The sequence below is a fragment of the Aliivibrio fischeri genome, from assembly GCA_038993745.2.
GTDB lineage: Bacteria > Pseudomonadota > Gammaproteobacteria > Enterobacterales > Vibrionaceae > Aliivibrio > Aliivibrio fischeri_B.
Genome location: CP160630.1, coordinates 425,134 through 446,688 on the forward strand (window position 1 = coordinate 425,134; position 21,555 = coordinate 446,688).

The 21,555-nt window shown below is 38.4% G+C and carries 17 protein-coding genes and 1 pseudogene; 11 read left to right on the forward strand and 7 right to left on the reverse strand.

What is annotated here, in order from left to right:
* Position 1: 1 nt before the first annotated feature.
* Positions 2-1,405, forward strand: coding sequence for a fructose-specific PTS transporter subunit EIIC (locus tag AAFX60_015950; protein ID XDF79893.1), 1,404 nt, complete (start codon positions 2-4; stop codon positions 1,403-1,405).
* Between the two features lie 154 nt (positions 1,406-1,559).
* Here AAFX60_015950 and AAFX60_015955 read toward each other — a convergent pair whose 3' ends face one another.
* Positions 1,560-2,120: a DUF308 domain-containing protein gene (locus AAFX60_015955; protein ID XDF79894.1), complete on the reverse strand. Its 561-nt coding sequence runs from the start codon at positions 2,118-2,120 to the stop codon at positions 1,560-1,562.
* 268 nt (positions 2,121-2,388) lie between these two features.
* On the opposite strand from AAFX60_015955, the gene AAFX60_015960 reads away from it, so the two are divergent.
* The 5 genes and pseudogenes from AAFX60_015960 to AAFX60_015980 all read left to right on the forward strand — a co-directional run bounded on the left by AAFX60_015960 (position 2,389) and on the right by AAFX60_015980 (position 8,467).
* Positions 2,389-3,666, forward strand: coding sequence for a mechanosensitive ion channel family protein (locus tag AAFX60_015960; GenBank protein XDF79895.1), 1,278 nt, complete (start codon positions 2,389-2,391; stop codon positions 3,664-3,666).
* 201 nt (positions 3,667-3,867) lie between these two features.
* A pseudogene (locus AAFX60_015965) lies at positions 3,868-5,123 on the forward strand (DEAD/DEAH box helicase).
* Between the two features lie 274 nt (positions 5,124-5,397).
* Complete coding sequence (locus tag AAFX60_015970; protein XDF79896.1) at positions 5,398-6,276, forward strand: TonB-dependent receptor; 879 nt, start codon at positions 5,398-5,400, stop codon at positions 6,274-6,276.
* Between the two features lie 3 nt (positions 6,277-6,279).
* Entirely contained in the window at positions 6,280-7,404 is a 1,125-nt protein-coding gene (locus tag AAFX60_015975; GenBank protein ID XDF79897.1) for a BamA/TamA family outer membrane protein, read from the forward strand.
* Positions 7,405-7,414: 10 nt separating this feature from the next.
* Positions 7,415-8,467, forward strand: a complete 1,053-nt coding sequence (locus AAFX60_015980; GenBank protein XDF79898.1) for a DUF4056 domain-containing protein — start codon at positions 7,415-7,417, stop codon at positions 8,465-8,467.
* A 78-nt stretch (positions 8,468-8,545) separates the two neighbouring features.
* Here the strand turns inward: AAFX60_015980 and AAFX60_015985 are convergent, their stop codons facing one another.
* From AAFX60_015985 to AAFX60_016000, 4 genes are all read right to left on the reverse strand, one after another.
* On the reverse strand, positions 8,546-10,147 hold the full coding sequence (locus tag AAFX60_015985) for a BCCT family transporter (GenBank protein XDF79899.1): 1,602 nt from the start codon (positions 10,145-10,147) through the stop codon (positions 8,546-8,548).
* A gap of 190 nt (positions 10,148-10,337) precedes the next feature.
* Positions 10,338-11,468 (reverse strand): HlyD family secretion protein, encoded by a 1,131-nt coding sequence (locus AAFX60_015990; protein ID XDF79900.1) that lies wholly within the window; start codon positions 11,466-11,468, stop codon positions 10,338-10,340.
* A complete protein-coding gene (locus tag AAFX60_015995) occupies positions 11,468-11,848 on the reverse strand; it encodes a DUF3302 domain-containing protein (GenBank protein ID XDF79901.1) in 381 nt (126 codons plus the stop codon). The genes AAFX60_015990 and AAFX60_015995 overlap by 1 nt, the downstream gene beginning before the upstream one ends.
* A 165-nt stretch (positions 11,849-12,013) precedes the next feature.
* Positions 12,014-13,246, reverse strand: a complete 1,233-nt coding sequence (locus tag AAFX60_016000) for a GGDEF domain-containing protein (GenBank protein ID XDF79902.1) — start codon at positions 13,244-13,246, stop codon at positions 12,014-12,016.
* A gap of 144 nt (positions 13,247-13,390) precedes the next feature.
* Between AAFX60_016000 and AAFX60_016005 the strand changes: the two genes are divergently transcribed.
* Together AAFX60_016005 and AAFX60_016010 are read left to right on the forward strand one after the other, a co-directional pair.
* On the forward strand, positions 13,391-13,576 hold the full coding sequence (locus AAFX60_016005; protein ID XDF79903.1) for a late competence development ComFB family protein: 186 nt from the start codon (positions 13,391-13,393) through the stop codon (positions 13,574-13,576).
* Positions 13,576-13,749 carry a hypothetical protein gene (locus tag AAFX60_016010; GenBank protein XDF79904.1) on the forward strand — a complete coding sequence of 58 codons (174 nt, stop codon included), beginning with the start codon at positions 13,576-13,578 and terminating at the stop codon, positions 13,747-13,749. The genes AAFX60_016005 and AAFX60_016010 overlap by 1 nt, the downstream gene beginning before the upstream one ends.
* Before the next feature lie 70 nt (positions 13,750-13,819).
* Here the strand turns inward: AAFX60_016010 and AAFX60_016015 are convergent, their stop codons facing one another.
* On the reverse strand, positions 13,820-15,862 hold the full coding sequence (locus tag AAFX60_016015; GenBank protein ID XDF79905.1) for an exoribonuclease II: 2,043 nt from the start codon (positions 15,860-15,862) through the stop codon (positions 13,820-13,822).
* Between the two features lie 322 nt (positions 15,863-16,184).
* On the opposite strand from AAFX60_016015, the gene AAFX60_016020 reads away from it, so the two are divergent.
* Both AAFX60_016020 and speG read left to right on the forward strand, forming a co-directional pair.
* On the forward strand, positions 16,185-18,089 hold the full coding sequence (locus tag AAFX60_016020) for a DEAD/DEAH box helicase (protein ID XDF79906.1): 1,905 nt from the start codon (positions 16,185-16,187) through the stop codon (positions 18,087-18,089).
* A 297-nt stretch (positions 18,090-18,386) separates the two neighbouring features.
* On the forward strand, positions 18,387-18,911 hold the full coding sequence (gene speG, locus AAFX60_016025; GenBank protein XDF79907.1) for a spermidine N1-acetyltransferase: 525 nt from the start codon (positions 18,387-18,389) through the stop codon (positions 18,909-18,911).
* 61 nt (positions 18,912-18,972) lie between these two features.
* On the opposite strand, the gene focA is transcribed toward speG, so the two are convergent.
* Complete coding sequence (gene focA, locus AAFX60_016030) at positions 18,973-20,436, reverse strand: formate transporter FocA (GenBank protein XDF79908.1); 1,464 nt, start codon at positions 20,434-20,436, stop codon at positions 18,973-18,975.
* A gap of 191 nt (positions 20,437-20,627) precedes the next feature.
* Here focA and AAFX60_016035 point away from each other — a divergent pair, with 191 nt between their 5' ends.
* Positions 20,628-21,533 carry a LysR substrate-binding domain-containing protein gene (locus tag AAFX60_016035; protein XDF79909.1) on the forward strand — a complete coding sequence of 302 codons (906 nt, stop codon included), beginning with the start codon at positions 20,628-20,630 and terminating at the stop codon, positions 21,531-21,533.
* Positions 21,534-21,555 lie beyond the last annotated feature (22 nt).

Here is a 21,555-nt window from a genome sequence, read left to right on the forward strand (position 1 = left end):
TATGTCAACGATGACTGCAACGCATAATCAAAGTGATTGGAAACAAACACTATCAAAATTAAAAGGACACTTACTTTTTGGTACTTCTCACATGCTTCCATTCGTGGTTGCTGGTGGGGTTCTGTTAGCTTTAGCGGTAATGGCTACAGGTAAAGGTGCGGTTCCTGATACAGGTATTTTAGCTGATATATCAACCATTGCGATTAAGGGCCTAGTACTTTTCCCTATTATTCTTGGTGGTTTTATTGGTTACTCAATTGCGGACAAACCAGCATTAGCGCCAGCATTTATTGCATCAGGCATTATGGCTGATTTAGGCGGTGGCTTCCTAGGTTGTATCGTCGCAGGTTTCATTGCTGGTGGTGTGGTTCTTCAACTTAAGAAACTTCCAATTCCAGCTCATTTAAGTGCATTAGGTGTATACTTTATTTACCCTCTAGTTGGTACATTAGTATCTGCGGGTATCGTAATGTGGGGCTTAGGTGCTGCTATCTCTTCTTTCATGGTTGGCATGAATGAATTCCTAGCATCAATGGCAGGTTCTTCTAAAGCGGTACTTGGTGCGATTCTTGGTGGTATGACAGCGTTTGATATGGGCGGTCCAATCAACAAAGTAGCAACTCTGTTCGCTCAAACACAAGTAAATACACAACCATGGTTAATGGGTGGTGTTGGTATCGCGATTTGTACTCCACCGCTAGGTATGGCGCTTGCAACTTTCTTATTTAAGAAGAAATTCTCTAAAGAAGAGCAAGAAGCAGGTAAAGCAGCGGCAATCATGGGCTCAATTGGTATCTCTGAAGGTGCAATCCCATTCGCAGCAAACGATCCAGTACGTGTTCTACCATCTATCGTAATTGGCGGTATGGTTGGTTGTGTGTTTGGTTTCTTAACTGACGTGTTACTTCATGCTCCATGGGGTGGTTTAATTACAGCTCCTGTATCTAGCAACATTCCAATGTATGTTGTAGGTATTGCACTAGGTTCGTTAACAACAGCATTAATCGTAGGTTTCTGGAAACCTGTTGTTATCGAAGAAGATGAAGTTGTTGTTGCTGCTCCGTCAGAAACACAAGCAGCAGCACCAGAGGCTGGTGAAGGTGAGTATGATGTTCTAGCTGTGACTTGTTGTCCGTCTGGTGTAGCTCACACATTCATGGCAGCAAAAGCACTAGAAAAAGCAGGTGCGGCAGCTGGTATCAAGATTAAAGTTGAAACTCAAGGCTCTAATGGCCTAATGAATAAGCTAACCGCAAAAGATGTAGAAAACGCTAAATTCATTATTCTTGCTCATGATATTCCAGTAAAAGAAGCAGAACGTTTTACTAACATTCGCCAAGTTGAATGTTCAACAAAAGGTGCAATGAAAACGGCATTATCATTAATTCAAGATAACCTTAAATAATAGTTTGCTCTAAGTTAATTAAAAGCCTCTTACTCCCCCTAAGAGGCTTTTTGCTATTAACAATAAAAAGCCCGCATTATTTCCTTATACTGCGGGCTATCTTTTTTAATTCGGAACTCAGTCGTTCATTACTGGCAGATCTAGAATCTATTTATTATGCCTTTGATGCATTTCTGAGCCGTAAACCAATGAATAGAAAACTCATTCCTTCAAAGATTAGCGATACACCAACAAAAGTACCTAATAAGGATAGAGAAAACTCAGGATTATCGAATAGGCTAAAGAAGTACCCACCGATAATGACAGAAAGTAATCCACTCAAAATAACCATTCCGCTACCAGGAAGGTTTCTATTGGTAAACCCAAAAATCATGCGTGTTAGGCCATTAAAGATCATAACCACAATCATGATGGTAGTGATGGTCATAAGCCCTTCTAGTGGCTTAAAGAGAATAAATAGAGCACCAACAATATAAAATAAAGCACTTAATACATACCATAATTTTTCTTTCCAAGAGTGAATACGAAAAGTATGGTAAACCTGAACTAACCCTGTAATTAATAATAGGGTGCCGATGATTGTTGAAATCGTCACACCAGCCATAACAGGTAGGCTAGTTGCTCCTAATCCAGCAAGCGCGACAATGACGCCAACAATAATAAAATATTTCCAACCTTTGGAAATTAAAGCCTGACTTGGAGTTTGATTTTCCATTTTAACCTCTGAGTTAAATGTAAGAGACCTCGAGATTGTAGTCCTAAAAAGTAGATTTGACTTAAAACAATCTAAGTTTTCAAAATTTGTGATTGTGCGTGTGTTTTACTCTTTTTGTATAAGAAAAATACTATTTTTTGGATGCTATATATTTATTTGTGATTTGCCATGGCTATAGAACCTATACTTAAAATAGTGCTTGTGGAAACAGGCTAAAAGTCTATGATTATTAACATATAAAATGATTGAATAAATTAAGGATGGCTGCGTGTTAGAGCATCATGTACGAGATTATATTTCAGATAAATTAAGTGTTCTAGGGATCAATAGTGATCCTTATGGGGTTGAGTTGACTATCGTATTTGTATCGGTGGTAATCGGTATTGCTATTATTGGTCATCTAATTACTCATCATATTATTGTTCGCACCATTAGAAATGTACTTCATCGAACAAATGAACCCTTATCTGATGCGTTTTCTAAATATAAAGTACTTGAAAAATTAACGCTTCTTGTCCCTGTAATGGTATTGGATCTATTAATCCCATTGGCACTTGGGCATTACACATTACTATCAGCCATTGCAGATAAAGTTCTCAGTATCTCTATTCTTATCAGTTTTATAAGGCTCGTTTTTGCATTACTTGATGCGCTTAATGATGTTGCTACTTTCAAAGGCATTACTCGTCGAATGCCAGTTAAGAGCTTTGTTCAACTCATAAAGTTATTTACCTTTTTTGTTGGCCTTGTGGTATCCATGTCTATCCTTGCCAATGAATCACCAGTTATTTTCTTGAGTGGGCTAGGGGTTGCGACTGGTTTTGTCATGTTGGTATTTAAAGATACGATCTTGGGTTTCGTGGCAGGTATTCAGCTTTCAGCAAACCGTATGATCTCGTTAAATGATTGGATTGAGATGGATTCGTTCAAAGCGAACGGTTCAGTTGAAGAAATTTCACTAACGACGGTCAAAGTTCGGAACTTTGATAATACAGTCAGCATGATCCCAGCTTATGCTTTGGTTCAAAATGCGTTTGTGAACTGGCAAGGAATGTCTGATTCTGGTGGTAGACGTATTAAACGAGCTGTAAATATAGATGTAAATTCAATTCGTTTCATGACCGATGAAGAGATTGAGTCATTGAAAGATATTCGAATTTTAAGAGAGTATTTATTTGAAAAATCAAAAGAAATTAAAGCATATAATGATGAACTAGATGAGATCCCACATTTGGGCAATACACGTCAGATGACCAATTTAGGGATTTTTCGTGCGTATTTAGCCGCTTATTTACGAACAAATAAAGACATTCATTCTTATATGATGTTTATGGTGCGTCAACTAGACCCAACCCCTGAGGGATTACCATTGCAGATTTATGCTTTTACCAATAATACGGATTGGGTCTTTTATGAGGGGGTTCAAGCTGATCTCTTTGATCACATATATTCTATTATGCCGTTATTCGATTTGCGTCCTTATCAAGCCTTAAGTGGACATGATGTGTTATCACTTGCTTCTATCAATTCTCAGCATTTATCATAATTGATGTTAGGGGCTCGTTATTACCTATAATCTTTATTGATTAAATCCATTACTTTCTAATTAATCCAGTGTATCTGCAAAGTACACTGGATTTTTCTTATGTTTAGAAAATAAATCCATAAATGATGGCGACTTACCGTAGGGTTAATATGAATGGTTTGCTACAATCAGCGCCAATTATTGTCTATGCATAGGTTCATCATGTCATTTGCGTCTCTAGGATTAACAGAACAAATCCTAACAACGGTTGCAGAATTAGGTTTTAAAGAAGCAACACCCATTCAGAAACAAGCTATTCCACTAGTATTACAAGGACATGATGTACTGGCTGGAGCACAAACTGGTACAGGTAAAACAGCAGCGTTTGGTCTACCGCTGATCCAACGTTTGATTGAAAGTCCAATTGAACGTCATGAAGAATCCAAAGTGGTGCGAAGCTTAATTCTTACGCCTACTCGTGAATTAGCACAACAAGTTTTTGATAGTTTGGTAAGTTACACTCAAAATACCGAATTAAAGGTTGTAGTGGCGTATGGCGGTACAAGTATTAATGTACAAAAAGAGAATTTGCTTGGTGGGGCAGATATATTAATCGCAACACCAGGGCGTTTGTTAGATCATCTGCATATAAAAACTATCACCTTAAATCAAGCTGAGTATTTAGTGTTAGATGAAGCTGACCGTATGTTAGATATGGGCTTTATTCCTGATATTAAAAAGATTCTGCGTAAAATGCCTGATGAATGTCAAACTCTGTTCTTCTCTGCAACTTTCAGTAAAAAAGTAAGAGAAATAGCTTATTACATGCTGAACAAGCCTAAAGAAGTTCAAGTGACTCCGACAATAGCACAGCAGAAACCGTTGAGCAGATGGTTTACCCAGTAGATAAACATCGTAAGAGTGAATTGCTGGCTTATTTAATTGGTTCTCGTAATTGGCAGCAAGTGTTGGTCTTTACTAAAACCAAACAAGGCTCTGATGAATTAGTAAAAGAGCTAAAAAAAGATGGGATAAAAGCCGCTTCTATTAATGGAGATAAAAGCCAAGGAGCACGCCTGAGAGCTTTAGAAGAGTTTAAGACAGGTAAGGTTCGTGCATTAATAGCAACAGATGTTGCTGCTCGTGGTTTAGATATAGAACAACTTGAATGCGTGATTAACTATGAATTGCCATTTAAGGCTGAAGATTATGTACACCGTATAGGACGTACAGGCAGAGCAGGGCATACGGGTAAAGCAATTTCTTTAATGAGTATGGATGAAGAGTATTTATTAAAGGCGATTGAAACGTTATTAGATACACGCTTACCTCAAGAGTGGTTACAAGGGTATGAACCCGATCCAAACGCTCCGTTAAGAGAAGATCGTCCAAGACAGAGTCGTGGTCGCTCGTCAGATAAACGAAAAATGAAAGCAAAATTAAAAATTCATGCAAATCGCGGAAAAAATAAGCGATAAAAACAAATAAAAAAGGTGCGTACAGCACCTTTTTTTAAATGTAAATGTTACTACAATGTTTGTGTTCGTTAAAAACATTGCTAATATCTATCGGTTGCTTCTAAGTATTCTGTGATTTGATTCTAAAAAACGCAGTGGTATCTCATTTTTAATACAGATTCTATCTATTTGTAAATCAGTGTAAAAGAAGATTGATTATGAAAAGCTGGAGAGTATTATTCATCGAAAACTGAAGCCGCTTTTGGATTACTTACCTTCAGTATTTGGAGTTTTTATGTCGCAAAGAGCACTTACTGTACTTTGCTTGTTATTCTTATCTTATTCATCTTCATTGTTTGCAGAGTCCTTTACGTTACCTATTTGGAAAGATGAAGCAGAAGCTCGTGGTTATGATTTACCTGAAGCATTTGGATTAAATATTAGTTATATGAAACAAACTCAGGATATCTCTGTAGATAGTGTGGGTTTTGAAGGAACTGTTCCTGCGTTATTGCCTTGGAATCCACCTCATCAAATTAGTGATTTAGTGGAAGTTGAACCTATAGGAAACGGTAAACAAATGAGTGAAGTGCTGACATTACGCGGTGATGTTTGGCTTTTTCCTTTTTTGAATTTGTATGGAATTGTTGGTCAGTTAAAAGGGTACTCGGAAACCACGATTAATGTTAAACCGTTTGGTAAAGAAGCGGGTATAAAAATGCCATTTCGCCTAGATTTAAATGGCACACTTTATGGCGCTGGTTTTGTATTAGCGGGTGGATATAAAGATGTATTTGCTTTGGCTGATGCCAGTTATACGGAAACAGAGCTTAATGTTATTGATGGTACTATTAGCTCCATTGTTATTTCTCCACGTATTGGTTATGACTTTAATCGTTTAGGCGCACCACTTCGTTTGTGGGTTGGTGCTATGTATCAAGATGTAGAGCAGTCATTATCTGGTAATTTAACCGATATTGGTTTAACGGGTAGTTTGGGTAGTCTAGTTGGTAAAGTGGATAACGGCCGTTTTAATGTTGAACAGCATCTAGTGACACCATGGAACCCTTTAATTGGTATGCAATATAAACTACATGATCGATTGTATTTGCTCGGTGAAGCTGGACTTGGTGATCGTAAAAGCATTTTCTTTACCGTTGATATGCGATTTTAAGCAATGACACTTTTAAAAATATCGACGGCAGTATTATTGAGCTGCTACGCATTGTCGATCTCGGCAAAAGAAGAACCACAAAGTTGGGTCGACACTTTTCTTGAAGAATTAGGTTCATCTGAAGATATCGATGTTAGCCAAGGTGTTGATTGGGCAGTGCTACCTGGCCCTTTTGCTAACCCTGAGCAAGGCTTTGGTCTCGGTATTGCCGCTGTTGGCTTATATTCGCCATTAGAAGATAAAGACAGCGCTCCATTATCTACGGTTAGTATTACGGGTTATGGTTCGAGCTCTGGTTCCTATGGAATAGGGGTTAATAACCGAACTTATTTTGAAAACGATGAACTTCGATTTTTAGTTCAAGCAAAAGCAAGTCATACGCCCGAATACTATTGGGGGATTGGGAAAGAGCAAGCTGAGAATGAAGGAAACAAAACTTTAGTTGAAGCTGAAATCTTTGGGTTTACTCCGAAAATAGCGTATCAATTTTATCCTAATACCTATTTGCTAGCGGGTTTTGATTTGGAAAGCCATCGTAAGCAGACGACAGATTCGTTGCTTCTTAATTCAAAAGACTTAGAGGATACACTCTTAACAGCAGCAACCATTAGTCTTGAATATGATAGCCGAGACTTTGAACTTAATGCATACAGCGGTACGTTACTCAGTATTAACTGGAATGAATACAGTAAGTCGCTAGGCTCGGATTATGAATTTAATAAAGCGACCTTTAACTATCGCCAATATTACAGAGTAACAAGCGATACTGTACTGGCTTGGGAAGCATACAGCGAAACAGTGCAAGGCGATGTTCCTTGGTTTGCTTTGTCTTCATTAGGTAGTGATAAGCGTATGCGAGGCTATTACAGCGGACAGTATAGGGATAATACACAAGCATCAGCTCAAATCGAAGTGCGTCATCAGTTTAATCACCGTCATGGCATGGTTGCATGGGTTGGTGGTGGTAATGTTGCTGATTCTTATCAACAGTTATTTGATAGTAAATGGCTACCTACGTATGGAGTAGGTTACCGGTTTGCTTTCAAACCAAGAGTCAATGTCAGACTTGATTACGGTATAGGTAAAGATAGCCAAGCCGTGTATTTTCAAATTAACGAAGCATTTTAAGGGCGGGAATATGAATAACAAATCTTTATTCATGATAGCGACCAGTCTTCTTTTCGGAAGCTCATTTTCAGTATATGCGGATGCTCCAGTTGGTGTGAGGCCATGTTGTGCATTTGGCACTAATTTACAAACAGAAGTAGGGGGGATTCCTGTCCCATTTGTCTCTGTAGAAAATGTATTAAATATTGATGATCTTGGTGATCATATATACAACGATGGTAGCCAAAGCGTAGCAAGCAGTTTGATGGGGCTTGGTGATGAGAGTAATGGTATTTTTTATTCTGAAAAAGGTGGATTTTTAGATTCAGCACACGTTCGTGATACCGCAGATTTTACTTACTATTTATATACTGAATTTAAAGCTCATTTAGGAACTGATTACTCGATTACCTTATCGCCTGAGTTAAAAGATAGAGTGATCCAATTAACTGAATCAAAAAGCAATTTTACTTTTGAAGAGAAACAAAATATCAGTGTGGAACTAGCGGCTTTAACTGCATATCGCCTTGCTCAATGGCATGAAATAGCTCAATGGTTTGGTATGGAATCGGTTGGTGGTTTTAAAGAGTTGGCCTCTGCATTTTCGCCGGAAGATTTATATTCGAATATGCTTGGTGCAAAAATAGCGAGTTCTGTTATTGCTAAAAATCCAAATTTGTCAAAAGATGATTTTTCAAAAGCGATGACAAAAGCCATTGAAGCTAAATTTATTGAGCTTGGTATAGTATCGAAAGAAGAGTCAAAAGCTCAAATCAAAAGCATGGATGGAGTATGGTGGGATAGCGATAAGCGATTACCAAATAAATGGGTTGTTATTCATCGTGAATATCACTTAGGGACAGATCTTCGACCAAATGGTTTTAAAAATGGAGTGGAAGAGAGCTTATCAACGGAATATGAAGCGTTAGCTACGTTTAAGTTAATCCATAATAAAAATGATAAAGCGTTTAATGCGTTACCTGAAGCTTTGAGAAATAAAGCTTATTGGACTCCAAGCGATTTCCAAACGATAGCCGATTTTGCTAAGGCGCAAGACGAAAAAGAGCAAGCAAAAAATAAATAATATCGCTTTATTAATAATAAAAGCCCTGTTTCGATTTCTCGTATCAGGGCTTTATTTTTAATTATAACATTAAACAACTTACGCTTTTGCTTTACCCATATTTGGTGTCGTACCAAATTTTTCAGTGCTAAAGCCTTTAATTAAACTGACACACATCATAAGAAGAATAAACGTAAATGGTAGTGCTGTTGATACAGTACCTGCTTGTAGCGCTTGCATAGCTTCTGTACCACCAACCCACAGTAGTACCGCTGCAATCGATCCTTGAACAGTTGCCCAGAAAATACGCTGAGGAACTGGTGCATCAACTTTACCACCAGCAGTAATACTATCGATAACTAATGAGCCAGAATCTGATGATGTTACAAAGAACACCATAATCAGTACGATAGAAATAACTGAAAGAGCAGTGCTCATAGGAATCGCATCATACATATTAAACAGTGCTATAGTGATGTCTTGTAGACCATTCTCACCCAACTCACCAATTTTATTTACGACTTGTTCAATTGCAATACCACCGAATGCAGACATCCATAATGCAGTTGCCAACGTCGGAATGATCATTACAGAGATCAAGAATTGGCGAACGGTACGACCTTTAGATACACGAGCAATGAACATACCTACGAATGGGGACCATGAAATCCACCAAGCCCAGTAGAATACTGTCCAACCGTGCATCCAACCTTCATCTTCACGACCATGAGGATTACTTAGTGGAATGATGTTTTCAATATACCCTGTCACTGTTAATGGTAATGCACTCATTACATCAGAGAAACCAATGAAAATAATGAAGAATAATAAAGCAACAGCCACAAGCATGTTGACGTTACTTAATAGTTTTACACCGCCATCAATGCCTCGTATTACCGAGATCATAGCAAGCATGGTCACAAAAATGATTACGCCAATTTGCATGTTAACGCCACCATCGGTACCAAATACATGATTGATACCACCAGCAGCTTGTTGAGCTCCTAGACCAAGAGAGGTTGCAAGGCCAAATAGTGTCGCTAGTACGGTTAGAATATCAATGATATGACCGAACCAACCCCATGTTCTATCACCTAAAATTGGATAGAAGACAGAGCGCATTGATAGTGGTAAGCCTTTATTAAAAGTAAAGAATGCTAAAGAGAGGGCCACTAAGCCATATATTGCCCATGGGTGGATACCCCAGTGGTACATAGTGCCGCCCAATGCTAGTTTTTTAGCTTCTTCGGTAAATGGTTCAACATCTAAAGGGGTGCCATACCAATCAGTAAAATAAGCAAGAGGCTCAGCAACGCCATAGAACATTAAACCAATACCCATACCAGCAGCAAATAGCATTGCCATCCATGAGATTGTAGAGTGTTCAGGTTTTGCCTTGTCGCCACCAATGCGAATTTTGCCAAAAGGAGAAATGATTAGCGCTAAACAGAATATCAGAAAGATATTACTAGACCACATAAAGAGGCCATCAAAATTGTTGATGATTTGCCACTTAACACCGTCAAGAAGGGATTTTGCTTCTGTTGGGTCCATAACTAGAAGCACAGTAAGAAAAAGAATAATGGAACCAGCACTAATACCAAAAACCTGATTATGAATATCAAAACCCCATTTTTGGATATTGTCCTGTCCAACCTCGTAGTCAGTACTGTCTATACTGTACTTATCCGTAGTACTCATGTGTCCTCACATTAAAATATAATGGCTCCCATTGGAGACCATCAAACGACTGCAACATCAATGTAACAGTTTTTTCATGAGGATGATATCAGAGTTGAGAATTCAATAACATATATAATTTTTTTGTTGATATAAATAAAAACGCCTTAAAACAGTGCTTTAAGGCGTTTATGATATAGGTTAAAGGTGGTTAGTGGTCAAGGTATAGATAGTTTTGCCAAGACTTCATACGAATTAATACTTTACGCATAATCGACACATGTTCGAAGCTATCAGAGTAAACGGAAATTTCAGCATTTGAACCCGCTGGGAGGTGAAATTCGGATACATCATCAGTCAGTTTCAGTTTTACTAATGCTCGACCGTTTGTACGAATAGCATTTGTTCCTAAAAGCGCACCAGATGCTTGTATTTGACCTTCACCAATAGCAGGGATCACTTCTACAACTTCCCCTTTAAATACACGTCCAGGAATCGCTCTAAAAAGAAACTCAGCTTCGAATCCTGCTCGTAATCGTTGTAATGAGTTTTGTCTGAAAGCACCTACAAAGTATTGATCTTCTGTATGTACAAACGTCATTACAGGACGAAGTGGAATAGGGACTGCCATCATACCAGGACGTAGCGCCATTTGAGTTACATACCCATCTGTTGGTGCTTTTACAATTGTTTCGTCAAGATTAAATTGCGCTTGTTCTAACTCTGCACGCATACGAGCTACAGTAGTGTTTTCACCGTTTATTTCAGACTCTAGTGCAAGCTTTGCTTGCTGCTCTTGAGCTTGAACCGATTCTAATGTTGCTTCAGAAGCTTTGTATGTTTGTTTACGAGTATCAAGTTGTTGAGCAGTGAAAGCACCTTTTTTATAGCCTTTTTCATAACGTTTAAATTCACGATAGGCTTTATCTTTATCTGCTGTCGCTTTTATTGTGTTTGATTGTGCTGACTTATAAACTGATTCTAACTGAAGTGCTGCTTGTTCAGCTTCACTTAAAGCAGCTTGTTTACGAATAACTTCAGCTTGAAAAGGAATTGGGTCAATTTTGAATAAAACATCACCAGCGGCAACAGGTTGGTTTGGTGTAACGTTAACCTCGATAACTTTGCCTCTAACACTTGGAACAATTGGCGTGGTTACATAAAATTGTCCACCAAATTGAGTAAATGGGTGGTTGTAGTTCATTAATAGAACTAGAGTTCCAACTAATACAACGCCGCCTAAACCTGCGGTAGGCACTGTCCATTTGTTTAGTGGAATATTAAAGATTTTAAATACCGCAATACATAACGCGGTGTACGTCAAAATAAGCAATAAATCCATTATGCTTGCTCCTCTTGAGATGGTTTTTGAGGCGCCTGTTTAACTTGATTGACTTCTATTTGAGAGAGTTTTTCAGTTAATAGCTCTACTTGGTCATTAAGATGATTAACACGAGTTTGTAGCTCTAATTGATTGTTTTCGATTTTATGGAAGCCCCAACCACGATCTTCACGCCATAGCGTTGCCCAGATCCAAAGAAATGGCCATAAAACATGGAGAGTAAACAGACTTACCCAGCCAGCGACATGAATTGCATCAGAATGTGGGTGGTTGCGTTTGTGAGCTATCTCATAAGGAATATCATGAATGACAATGATGCCATAGAAAATGACAAGGGCAACGAAGACCAATAAACCAAGTGCAAAATAATCTAAAAACATAAACGTATCCTTGTTTACCTTTATTGTTAACAAAAACTATATTTTTTAATAACTTGAGTTTGGCATTTGTAAGAACAATACGCAAGGTTAATAAGTTTTTAGAAACAAAAAAACCGACTATAAGCAAATGAGTCGGTTTTTTGTTTGTTTTTTATACTGGGTTGGTTATTCGCTGACGCAGTTACGTCCGCCTTCTTTGGCTCTGTATAACGCTTCGTCGGCAGCTTTAATAACTAGCTGTGGCTTTCTTAAATCTTCGCTATCGGCAACACCAATACTAATGGTTACGTTTACGACTTTTGTTTTATTCGCTTTACCACGCTTAGCTTGTCCTTCTTTGTTATCTTTAGGACGAGTAGAAGTATCACGAATAATTAAATCATAATCAGCGATGTCTTCTCGTAACTCTTCAAGATATTCTAAACTTTGCTTCGCTGTTTTACCTTTAAATAAAACCGTAAATTCTTCGCCACCATAACGATAAACTTTCGCGTTACCACCAGTTTGAGCCATGATACTGGCAACTAACTTAAGCACGTCATCACCAGTATCGTGTCCATAAGTATCATTAAACTTTTTAAAATGGTCGACATCAAGCATTGCAATGGTGTAGGTGCGACCAAGGTGTTTCATTTCAGATTCTAGAGCTCGTCGCCCCGGAATCCCAGTTAACTGATCGATAAACGCCAATTCATGGCTTGCTGAAATAATGTAAAGAAGCAGAAGTAAGCCAGCAATTGAAAACATCGTGCTTGAGATGTAATCAACACTAAATAATGAAAAAGTCAGTGATGAATAAAGTAAGCACGTGTAAGACGCCAGATCCGTATTGTTACTTCGAGTTAAAACGAAAATAGCGGATAAGCCACACATTACAATACTATAAAGAACAACAATAACAGGCAGAGGTGAGATTTCTGGAATATTGAGCAAATAGGTTTGCCATATTTCAGTCATGTCATTATCAGCAAAGTGTACCGTTATTATCCAGCACCAGAAAAACATGAAGAGTAATATGCATAAATAACCCGCACCGAACTTAGAGAAAATTCGACGTTCAGGGAAAATAAATGTAGCCATCATGCAGATAGGTAATAAAAAGGCGGTTAATGTAAATTCAATTCGTGTCGTACCGTATGATAATGGTACTTGCAACCTTTCTTGAATTATCCAATAAGCAATAGCCATACTTATCGCTATCATACCAATTCGTCCTTGGTTAAAAGGCTGACTTAGTAGTAAAACGATAGATAATACAATATAGGGCAGTATATAGGAGAACCCTTGATTCTCAGATGAGAGTTGGATTATGCCATCCATTCCAGTAATCACAGATACAACTATGATAATAGGGAGCAATAATTTAAATAAAGGATGGCTGAGAAGGTTAAAAGACATTATTTTTTTAACTAATCCTATAAAACTAAAAAAGAAAGAGTGTGTCACTGAACTGATGAGACAATTTGTTATTCTATCAATAACGTGACTCTATTCATATGCTTACGATACACTTAATGCATTAAACAACAATAAGGTGCCTCTATGGAATCAAACATTCATAATTATATGGAAGTTCTCGTCAATAAACGATTTTTTGCATTGGAATTCCACCAGATTTATACGCTTGATCAAATCGCTGACATGAAGTGCATTGCACTTAATCAACTTCCTACACTTTATATTCGTTATAGCTTGGATATGTTAGCGGCAACTTCTCAGAAAAATTAATGCAATATGACGAAATGGTTGCAGCTGCGGTTGAAAATGCGGAAAAAATGATCGCAAATGATAGAAGAGAAAGAAAAGATGACTTTGATGATATTGTGATATATCGCCCTAAAGATCGTTTCGAGTTAGAGGACGAAGAAGATCCATTTTCAGGCAAATTGAATTTAGATTAGTGCTAAGTAATAAAAAGAAAACCCATACTATAAAGTATGGGTTTTTGTTTGTTCTAAATAAAAAGGTTACTTATGCGTCTGCACTTGTAGTTGCATTTGTTGTTGCATCTTCATTTTCAACAACAGGTGTTTCTTCTGGTTCTGGAGCAGGAAAAGCCTGAAGTGGTTTCGCAACCATATTACGAGTGTCTTCTTTCACTTCAGCTAATACAACTGGAAGTTGATCGCCAAGTTTAAACGTTTCATGTTTATCAATAGAGATAATGCCTTGGTCAGCATTGCATTCGATACGTTCTTTATTATCAACGATTAATGAACCCGGAATAAATGCTGCTGCGCCATTTTCAATTAAACGTACACGCATACCTGCACGATTAATATCAAAAATTTCAGCAGTGTATTTAGTCTCTTTTTCAACTTCTGATGCTAATGTTCTGCAGTATAACCAATCACTTACATTTCGTTCTGCCATACGATGGAAGCGGCGGCTAAGTGCTAGTTCTTCTCCAACGATATCATCAGGGCGTTGAACAGGCTCTTTTCCTAAAATGTGAGCTTTAAGCATACGATGATTAATCATATCGCTGTACTTACGGATTGGAGAAGTCCATGTTGCGTAAATATCTAATCCCATAGCGTAGTGAGGTAGTGGTTCATTACCTGTCTCGCTGTAGGTTTGGAATTTACGAATACGCGCATCTAAATAAGACGTTGGTTGCTTTCCTAATAGACGGCGTAATTCACTGAAGCCTTCAAGGGTAGAAATTTGTTCTTCCGTAAATTCGACACCATCTAATTGATTAACAATTTCAACAACGTCTTTTAATTTGTCAGATTTGATACCAGCATGAGAGTTAAATACGCCCATATTAAATGCTGCACGTAATGTTTTACCTGCACAAATGTTTGCCGTTACCATTGCTTCTTCAACAAGCTTGTTCGCTGTACGGCGCATATCAGCATGAATAGCGATAACATCGTTGTCTTCGCTTAATTCAAAACGGTAATCAGGACGATCTGGGAAAATAACCGCGTGAGTTTCTCTCCAAGTTGTACGTACTTGAGCAAACTCATACAGCTCCGTTACTACTTGTGCGATGGTGTCATTTGGTTGCCATTTATCACAAGAGCCCGTTTCTAAGAAATCAGAAACATGGTCATAAGCTAAACGAGCGTGTGATTTGATCGTTGCTGCAAAAAAGTTGATGCTGTCTTCTTGGATATTGCCGTTTGCATCAACCAATACTGTACAGCAAAGAGCAGGGCGTTCTTGGCCTTCAATTAAAGAACATAACTCATCACTTAAATCACGAGGTAACATAGGAATATTACGACCTGGTAGGTAGATCGTATAACCACGTTCACGTGCCACTTTATCCATACTGTCATCTGGTGTGATATAAGCGGTAGGATCTGCAATAGCAATAGTTAGTTCAAATGAACCATTTTCAAGCTTTTTGATATATAACGCATCATCCATGTCTTTGGTTGATTCGCCATCAATGGTTACGAATGGGGTTGCTGTCATATCGACACGAACTAAATCAGCGTCGTCTTTGATTTCCCAATGTTCAATACCTTCAGGCTCTGAGTTAGGTAAATCGTTTTGAGCTAGAGTTACCCACCAAGGTGCAATTTTGTCATCGCTGTCAGTGATTTTATGGGTAATATCACATTGAAAGCCTTGATCCCCTTTTAATGGGTGTTGAGTTAACTCTGCAACAACCCAGTCACCTTCTTTAAGTGTCTCTGGGTTTACGCCTTTGCGAGTTTTTGCCTTAATAGCATTTTTTAAACTAGGGTGATCAGGCATTACTTGTAGACGTTTTTTAAACATCTGAATACGGCCAATGAACCGGGTAATTGATTGTTCGATTAATTGATCTGGTTCTGCTTGCTCTTTTTCATTCTCTGTACGAATAAGAGCCACTACTTTGTCACCATGCATAACTTTTTTCATTTGTGCTGGTGGGATAAAGATGCTTTTTTTCTTATCATCTGATTCTAAGAAGCCAAAGCCACGTTCAGTTGCTTTAATAGTGCCTTCTTTTTTTGGAAGTTTTTCTTGTATTTGCTGCTTCAATTGCGCAAGTAGTGGGTTATCTTGAAACATGAGCCTTCATTATAATAGAGAAATAACGAAGTAATTTTACTATTGCACCTAATTGATTACTAGAAAACTTGGACGAAATGTACAAAAAAGAACATTTAAAGTACAAAAAACTACCAAATCTAAGAAAATGAAGCTAAATTTGTGAACTCGCTCAATTTTTTCTGGTAATTCTTGCCGTATTAGGGCATTATGCGCGCCCTGAGTTAATCCACTTTCTATAATTGAGTGGAATTGACCTGTCCTGTCCCGAGAGCTTGTGTGTGTGTATGGAACTTGCTGAGCAAATGGGACCTTTTTTATATGATTAATTATTGGGATCCCAATGTCAGAATCTATTACTGAATTTCGCCAACTGGCTTTAGACGAATCAATCTTATCTGCACTTGATGATATGGGCTTTGTAGCTCCAACTCCTATTCAAGCAGCTTCGATTCCTCTACTTCTAGAAGGCCGTGATGCTCTTGGTAAAGCGCAAACAGGTACTGGTAAAACAGCTGCATTCTCTTTACCACTATTAAACAAAATCAATCTTAAGCAACATAACCCACAAGCAATTATCATGGCTCCAACTCGTGAACTTGCTATTCAGGTTGCTGCTGAAGTTAAAAACCTTGGTCGTAACATCAAGGGTCTTAAAGTTTTAGAGATCTACGGTGGTGCATCTATCGTTGATCAAATGCGTGCTCTAAGTCGCGGTGCTCATATCATCGTTGGTACTCCTGGCCGTGTTAAAGATTTACTAAATCGTGACCGTCTAAACCTAGGCGAAGTTCATACGTTCATCCTAGATGAAGCAGATGAAATGCTTAAAATGGGTTTTGTTGATGATGTAACTTGGATTCTTGAAAAAGCACCAGATACAGCTCAACGTATCCTTTTCTCTGCAACTATGCCTCCAATGGTTAAAACAATCGTTGATCGTTACCTACGTGAACCTGCTCGTGTAGACGTTGCTGGTACTAACCACACGGTTGATAAAGTAGAGCAAAACTTCTGGGTTGTTAAAGGCGTAGAAAAAGACGAAGCAATGTCTCGTCTACTTGAAACTGAAGAAACTGATGCGTCAATCGTATTCGTTCGTACTCGTCAAGATACTGAGCGTCTAGCTGATTGGTTATCTGCTCGTGGCTTTAAAGCTGCTGCACTGCACGGTGATATCCCTCAGTCTCAACGTGAACGTACTGTTGATAACATCAAAAACGGCGTTATCGATATCCTAGTTGCTACTGACGTAGTTGCACGTGGTCTTGATGTTCCACGTATTACTCACGTATTTAACTACGATATCCCATTTGATGTTGAATCTTACATCCACCGTATCGGTCGTACAGGTCGTGCTGGACGTAAAGGTAAAGCGATCCTTCTAGTTCGCACAAACCAAATGCGTATGCTTCGTACAATCGAGCGTGTAACTAAGTCAACAATGGAAGAAATTCAACTTCCACATCGTGACCAAGTTGCAGAATGTCGTTTAGCTGCTTTAGCTGCTGAACTTCAAGCGGATAAAGAATTTGTTGCTCTTGATGCGTTTACTGATCTAATCAATAAACTTCAAGAAACACTAGAAATCGATGCAACTACAATTGCTGCAATGCTACTTAAGCGTCAGCAAGGCAAGCGTCCTTTATTCTACAAAGGTCCAGACCCAATGATCGCTGCTATGGAACGTGCTAAGAATCGTCGTTCTGATCGTGGCGAACGTGGTGAGCGCGGTGGCCGTGGTGATCGTCCTGAGCGTGGTGAACGTCGTCAATACAATAACGATGACTTCGATACATACCAATTAGAAGTAGGTCGTGAGCAAGGCGTTCAAGTTAAAGACATCGTAGGTGCTCTAGCTAACGAACTTGGTTTCACAAAAGGTTCTATCGGTGCAATTAAACTTGCTCCTGGCCACACATACGTACAACTTCCTAAGAAAATGTCTGCAGATGTTGCTGGTAAACTTAAGAAACTACGTATTCGTCAAAACGAGACAAAAGCAGTTGTTGTTGAAGGTGTTGACCTAACAATCGAACGTCGTCCTCGCACTGGTGGTGGTCGTGATGATAACCGTGGTGGCAATGGCCGTGGCGGTTACCGTGGTAATCGTGAAAACCGTGAAGGTGGCCGTGGTGGCGAGCGTCGTTTCGATCGCAACAAAGGTGGTGATCACCGTGGTAGTCACCGTGGCGAGCGTGCACCAGGCGGCCGTGGCCGTGGTCGCAGCGAGCGTAGCGAAGGTTAATCCTTAGCAAATAATCAAAATAAAAACCGAGCTCATGTAGCTCGGTTTTTTTATGTCTGCATAAAATGGTTTTATATTGTTTCAAGCTTATAAAAAAGTATATAAAGGCAATAGTAGTGTGCCGTTAATATCTTAACTACATGATTAGAGTAGGCAAATAGGCGATGATGATTTAATTATTTATAAGTGAAATAGTTGTTTCTGTTTTCAATAAATAGTGATATTTTTTGAAAAATCAGCAGGGCTTGCGATATTGACTGCTGTGAATACTCTTTTTATTCATAAATGGAAAATAACATGGATAATGAAATCCGATTACGTGCTCTTGAGCAAACCGATCTTCGTTTTATTCACCAACTGAACAACAATAGATCAATTATGTCATACTGGTTTGAAGAACCGTATGAATCGTATTACGAACTCGAAGACCTATTTCGTAAGCATATTCATGATAGTAATGAGCGTCGTTTTATCGCTGAAAATGCACAGCAACAATCAATTGGTTTAGTGGAATTAGTTGAAATTAACTCCATTCACCGTAATGCTGAATTTCAAATTATCATCGCACCAGATTTTCAAGGTTGTGGTTATGCGCGTGGATTAATCAATAAAGCCTTAAATTACGCATTTACTATTTTGAATTTACATAAAGTTTATTTGCACGTTGCGGTAAACAATGAAAAAGCGATTCATTTATATGAAAAATGTGGATTTGTTGAAGAAGGGCATTTGATTAAAGAGATTTTCGTAAATGGAGAATACAGTGACATTAAGCGCATGTATATTCTTCAAGATACATATATAAAGAACCGTCATAATTAATAGAAAAGGGCTTCTAATATTAGAAGCCCTTTTTATGTGCCAACCGTACGTTGTTATTTTTTTAAGCTACGATTGCATCTACTTCTTCAGCTTTTACTGCTTCCATACGTTCACCGTAAATAGAGCGTAACTGGCTAACAACATCTTCACGAGTAACAACGCCAACTAATTGATTGTTTTCAATTACAGGTAAGATACGTGGTTTAGATACACGCATGTCACGAGCGCGGTCATTAATTGATAGTGTGCTGTAGCTTGTTGCAATGCCCATGTCTGTTGTTGGGTAAAGCTTTGGTTTATCAATCGCGTAGAACTCAGCTAACTGCAATAATGTGTCTTTAGGTGAGATGCTTGTGATGTCTGTTTTCATTAAATCAGCAACTGTACGACCTTTTTCTGGTAGATAATCTTCACACCATAGTTCAACTAATACATCATGCTCAGAGAAGAAACCAACCACTTCACTATGACTGTTTACAACGATTGCACCTGAAAGATGGCGGTCTAATAGGTTATCCAGTGCAACTTCTACAGGCATTTCTGGTTGAAGAACGTAAGTGTTAACATCCATAAATTGATTTACTGTTTTGTTCGCGTTCATTTTGATCATTTCCTTAGAGTCTGAATCTGTAAATAGTGGTGTAATTTGTGATGTTTCTACTGCTTTTAATTGAGGGCGAGTGAAGATTGACCAGTAAGCCAAACCAACAAGACCTGCACCACCAACGATATTTCCTAACGTTACAGGGATTAAGTTTGCTGTAATAAAATTAACGATATTTAAGTCTGCGTATTGTTCAGGTGTTGCACCGACTGCAAGCCAAAACTCAGGCGGAGCAAGTTGTTGAATCGCAATACCTAAAGGAACCATAAACATGTTTGCAACACAGTGCTCAAAGCCACTACTAACAAACATTGCAACAGGTAAAATAACCATTACTGCTTTAGTGAGCATATTGGTTGAGCAGAAGGTTAACCACACAGCCAAACACACTAATAAATTACATAAAATACCCAGAGCAAATGCTTCTAACGGTTGGTGGTGCAATTTATGTTGAGCGATATTTAGTGCGTTCAAACCCCATTGACCACCGTCGTTTTGGTACATACCAGCAGAAACCACAAGAGCAAGTAATAGACCAGCACCAATAAAGTTGCCGATATATACTTTTCCCCAGATCCCTAGCATTTTGCCAAAACTGATTTGTCTATTTGCTACAGCGATTGCTGATAAAACCGAGCTTGTAAATAATTCACCGCCACCGATAACAACTAGGATCAAACCTAAACTAAAAGCTAAGCCACCAGCAAAACGACTGATACCCCAACCAGTTTCTGTATTGCCTGTCGTTACCGTTGTATAGAAAATGAATGCTATCCCGATAAAGACACCAGCCATAATGGCTAAGCCAATTACCATGCTTGTTGGCTTCTTAGACTTAGCAAGTGCGTAATAAGCTGCTTGTTCCATCATTTCGCTGGGATTAAATTGTCCAGTTGTGTTTGGACTGAGATTAGAACTCATTTGTCCTCCTTAAGTATTGGTTATAAAAATGCTTAAGGAATATGAGCTAACCCGTCTTGCTTAAGCCCAGTTAGATTATGAGCAAAAGTGCTTGGGGTAAAATTGATTGTTTTTAGGTTCTATATCAGTTTTCCTTATGAAACTAAAATGGTATGATTTACACAAAATAAGTTCTTATAAAAGAGATGGTTATGCGTTATTCATTAAAACAGTTGGCAGTTTTTGATGCAGTAGCGACAACAGGAAGCGTCAGTCAAGCGGCTGAATTATTGTCTTTGACTCAATCAGCTACCAGTATGTCGTTGTCGCAATTAGAAAAAATGTTGGGGCGTTCATTATTTGAACGTCACGGAAAACGAATGGCGCTCACTCATTGGGGTGTATGGCTTCGTCCTAAAGCTAAAAAGCTGATTCATGATGCACAACAGATTGAATTAGGCTTTTATGATCAGCATTTGATCAGTGGTGAAATCTCATTAGGTGCGAGCCAAACCGCAGCTGAACACTTAGTTCCAAACCTTATCAGTAATATTGATAATGATTTCCCAGAAATTCGAATCTCTTTAGGTGTAAAAAACACCTCTGGTATTATTGAAGGGGTATTAGATTACAAATATGAACTAGGAATTATCGAAGGGCGCTGTGATGATAGCCGAATTCATCAAGAAGTTTTTTGTACAGATCATTTGATCATTGTTGCAGCAGCTCATCATCCTTTTGCTAAGCATGAAAAAGTCAGTTTAGCCCAATTAGAGCAAGCAAAATGGGTATTACGTGAGCATGGTGCAGGAACACGAACTATTTTTGATAGTGCTATTCATGGCAAAATTCCTGATTTAGACGTATGGCGTGAGTACGAATACGTTCCAGTATTACGAACATTAGTAGCAAATGGACAATATTTAAGCTGTTTACCTTATTTAGATGTAGTGAAATACATTGAACGCGGTGAATTAGTCGCATTAAACGTACCTGAACTGAATATGGAAAGAACACTTTCATTTATTTGGCGATCATCAATGGATCAAAATCCGATCAGCGATTGCATAAGAAGAGAGGGTATAAGAATGATTAAGAATCATAACGTTATACGATAAGTGATAAGAAAAATTAACTTCT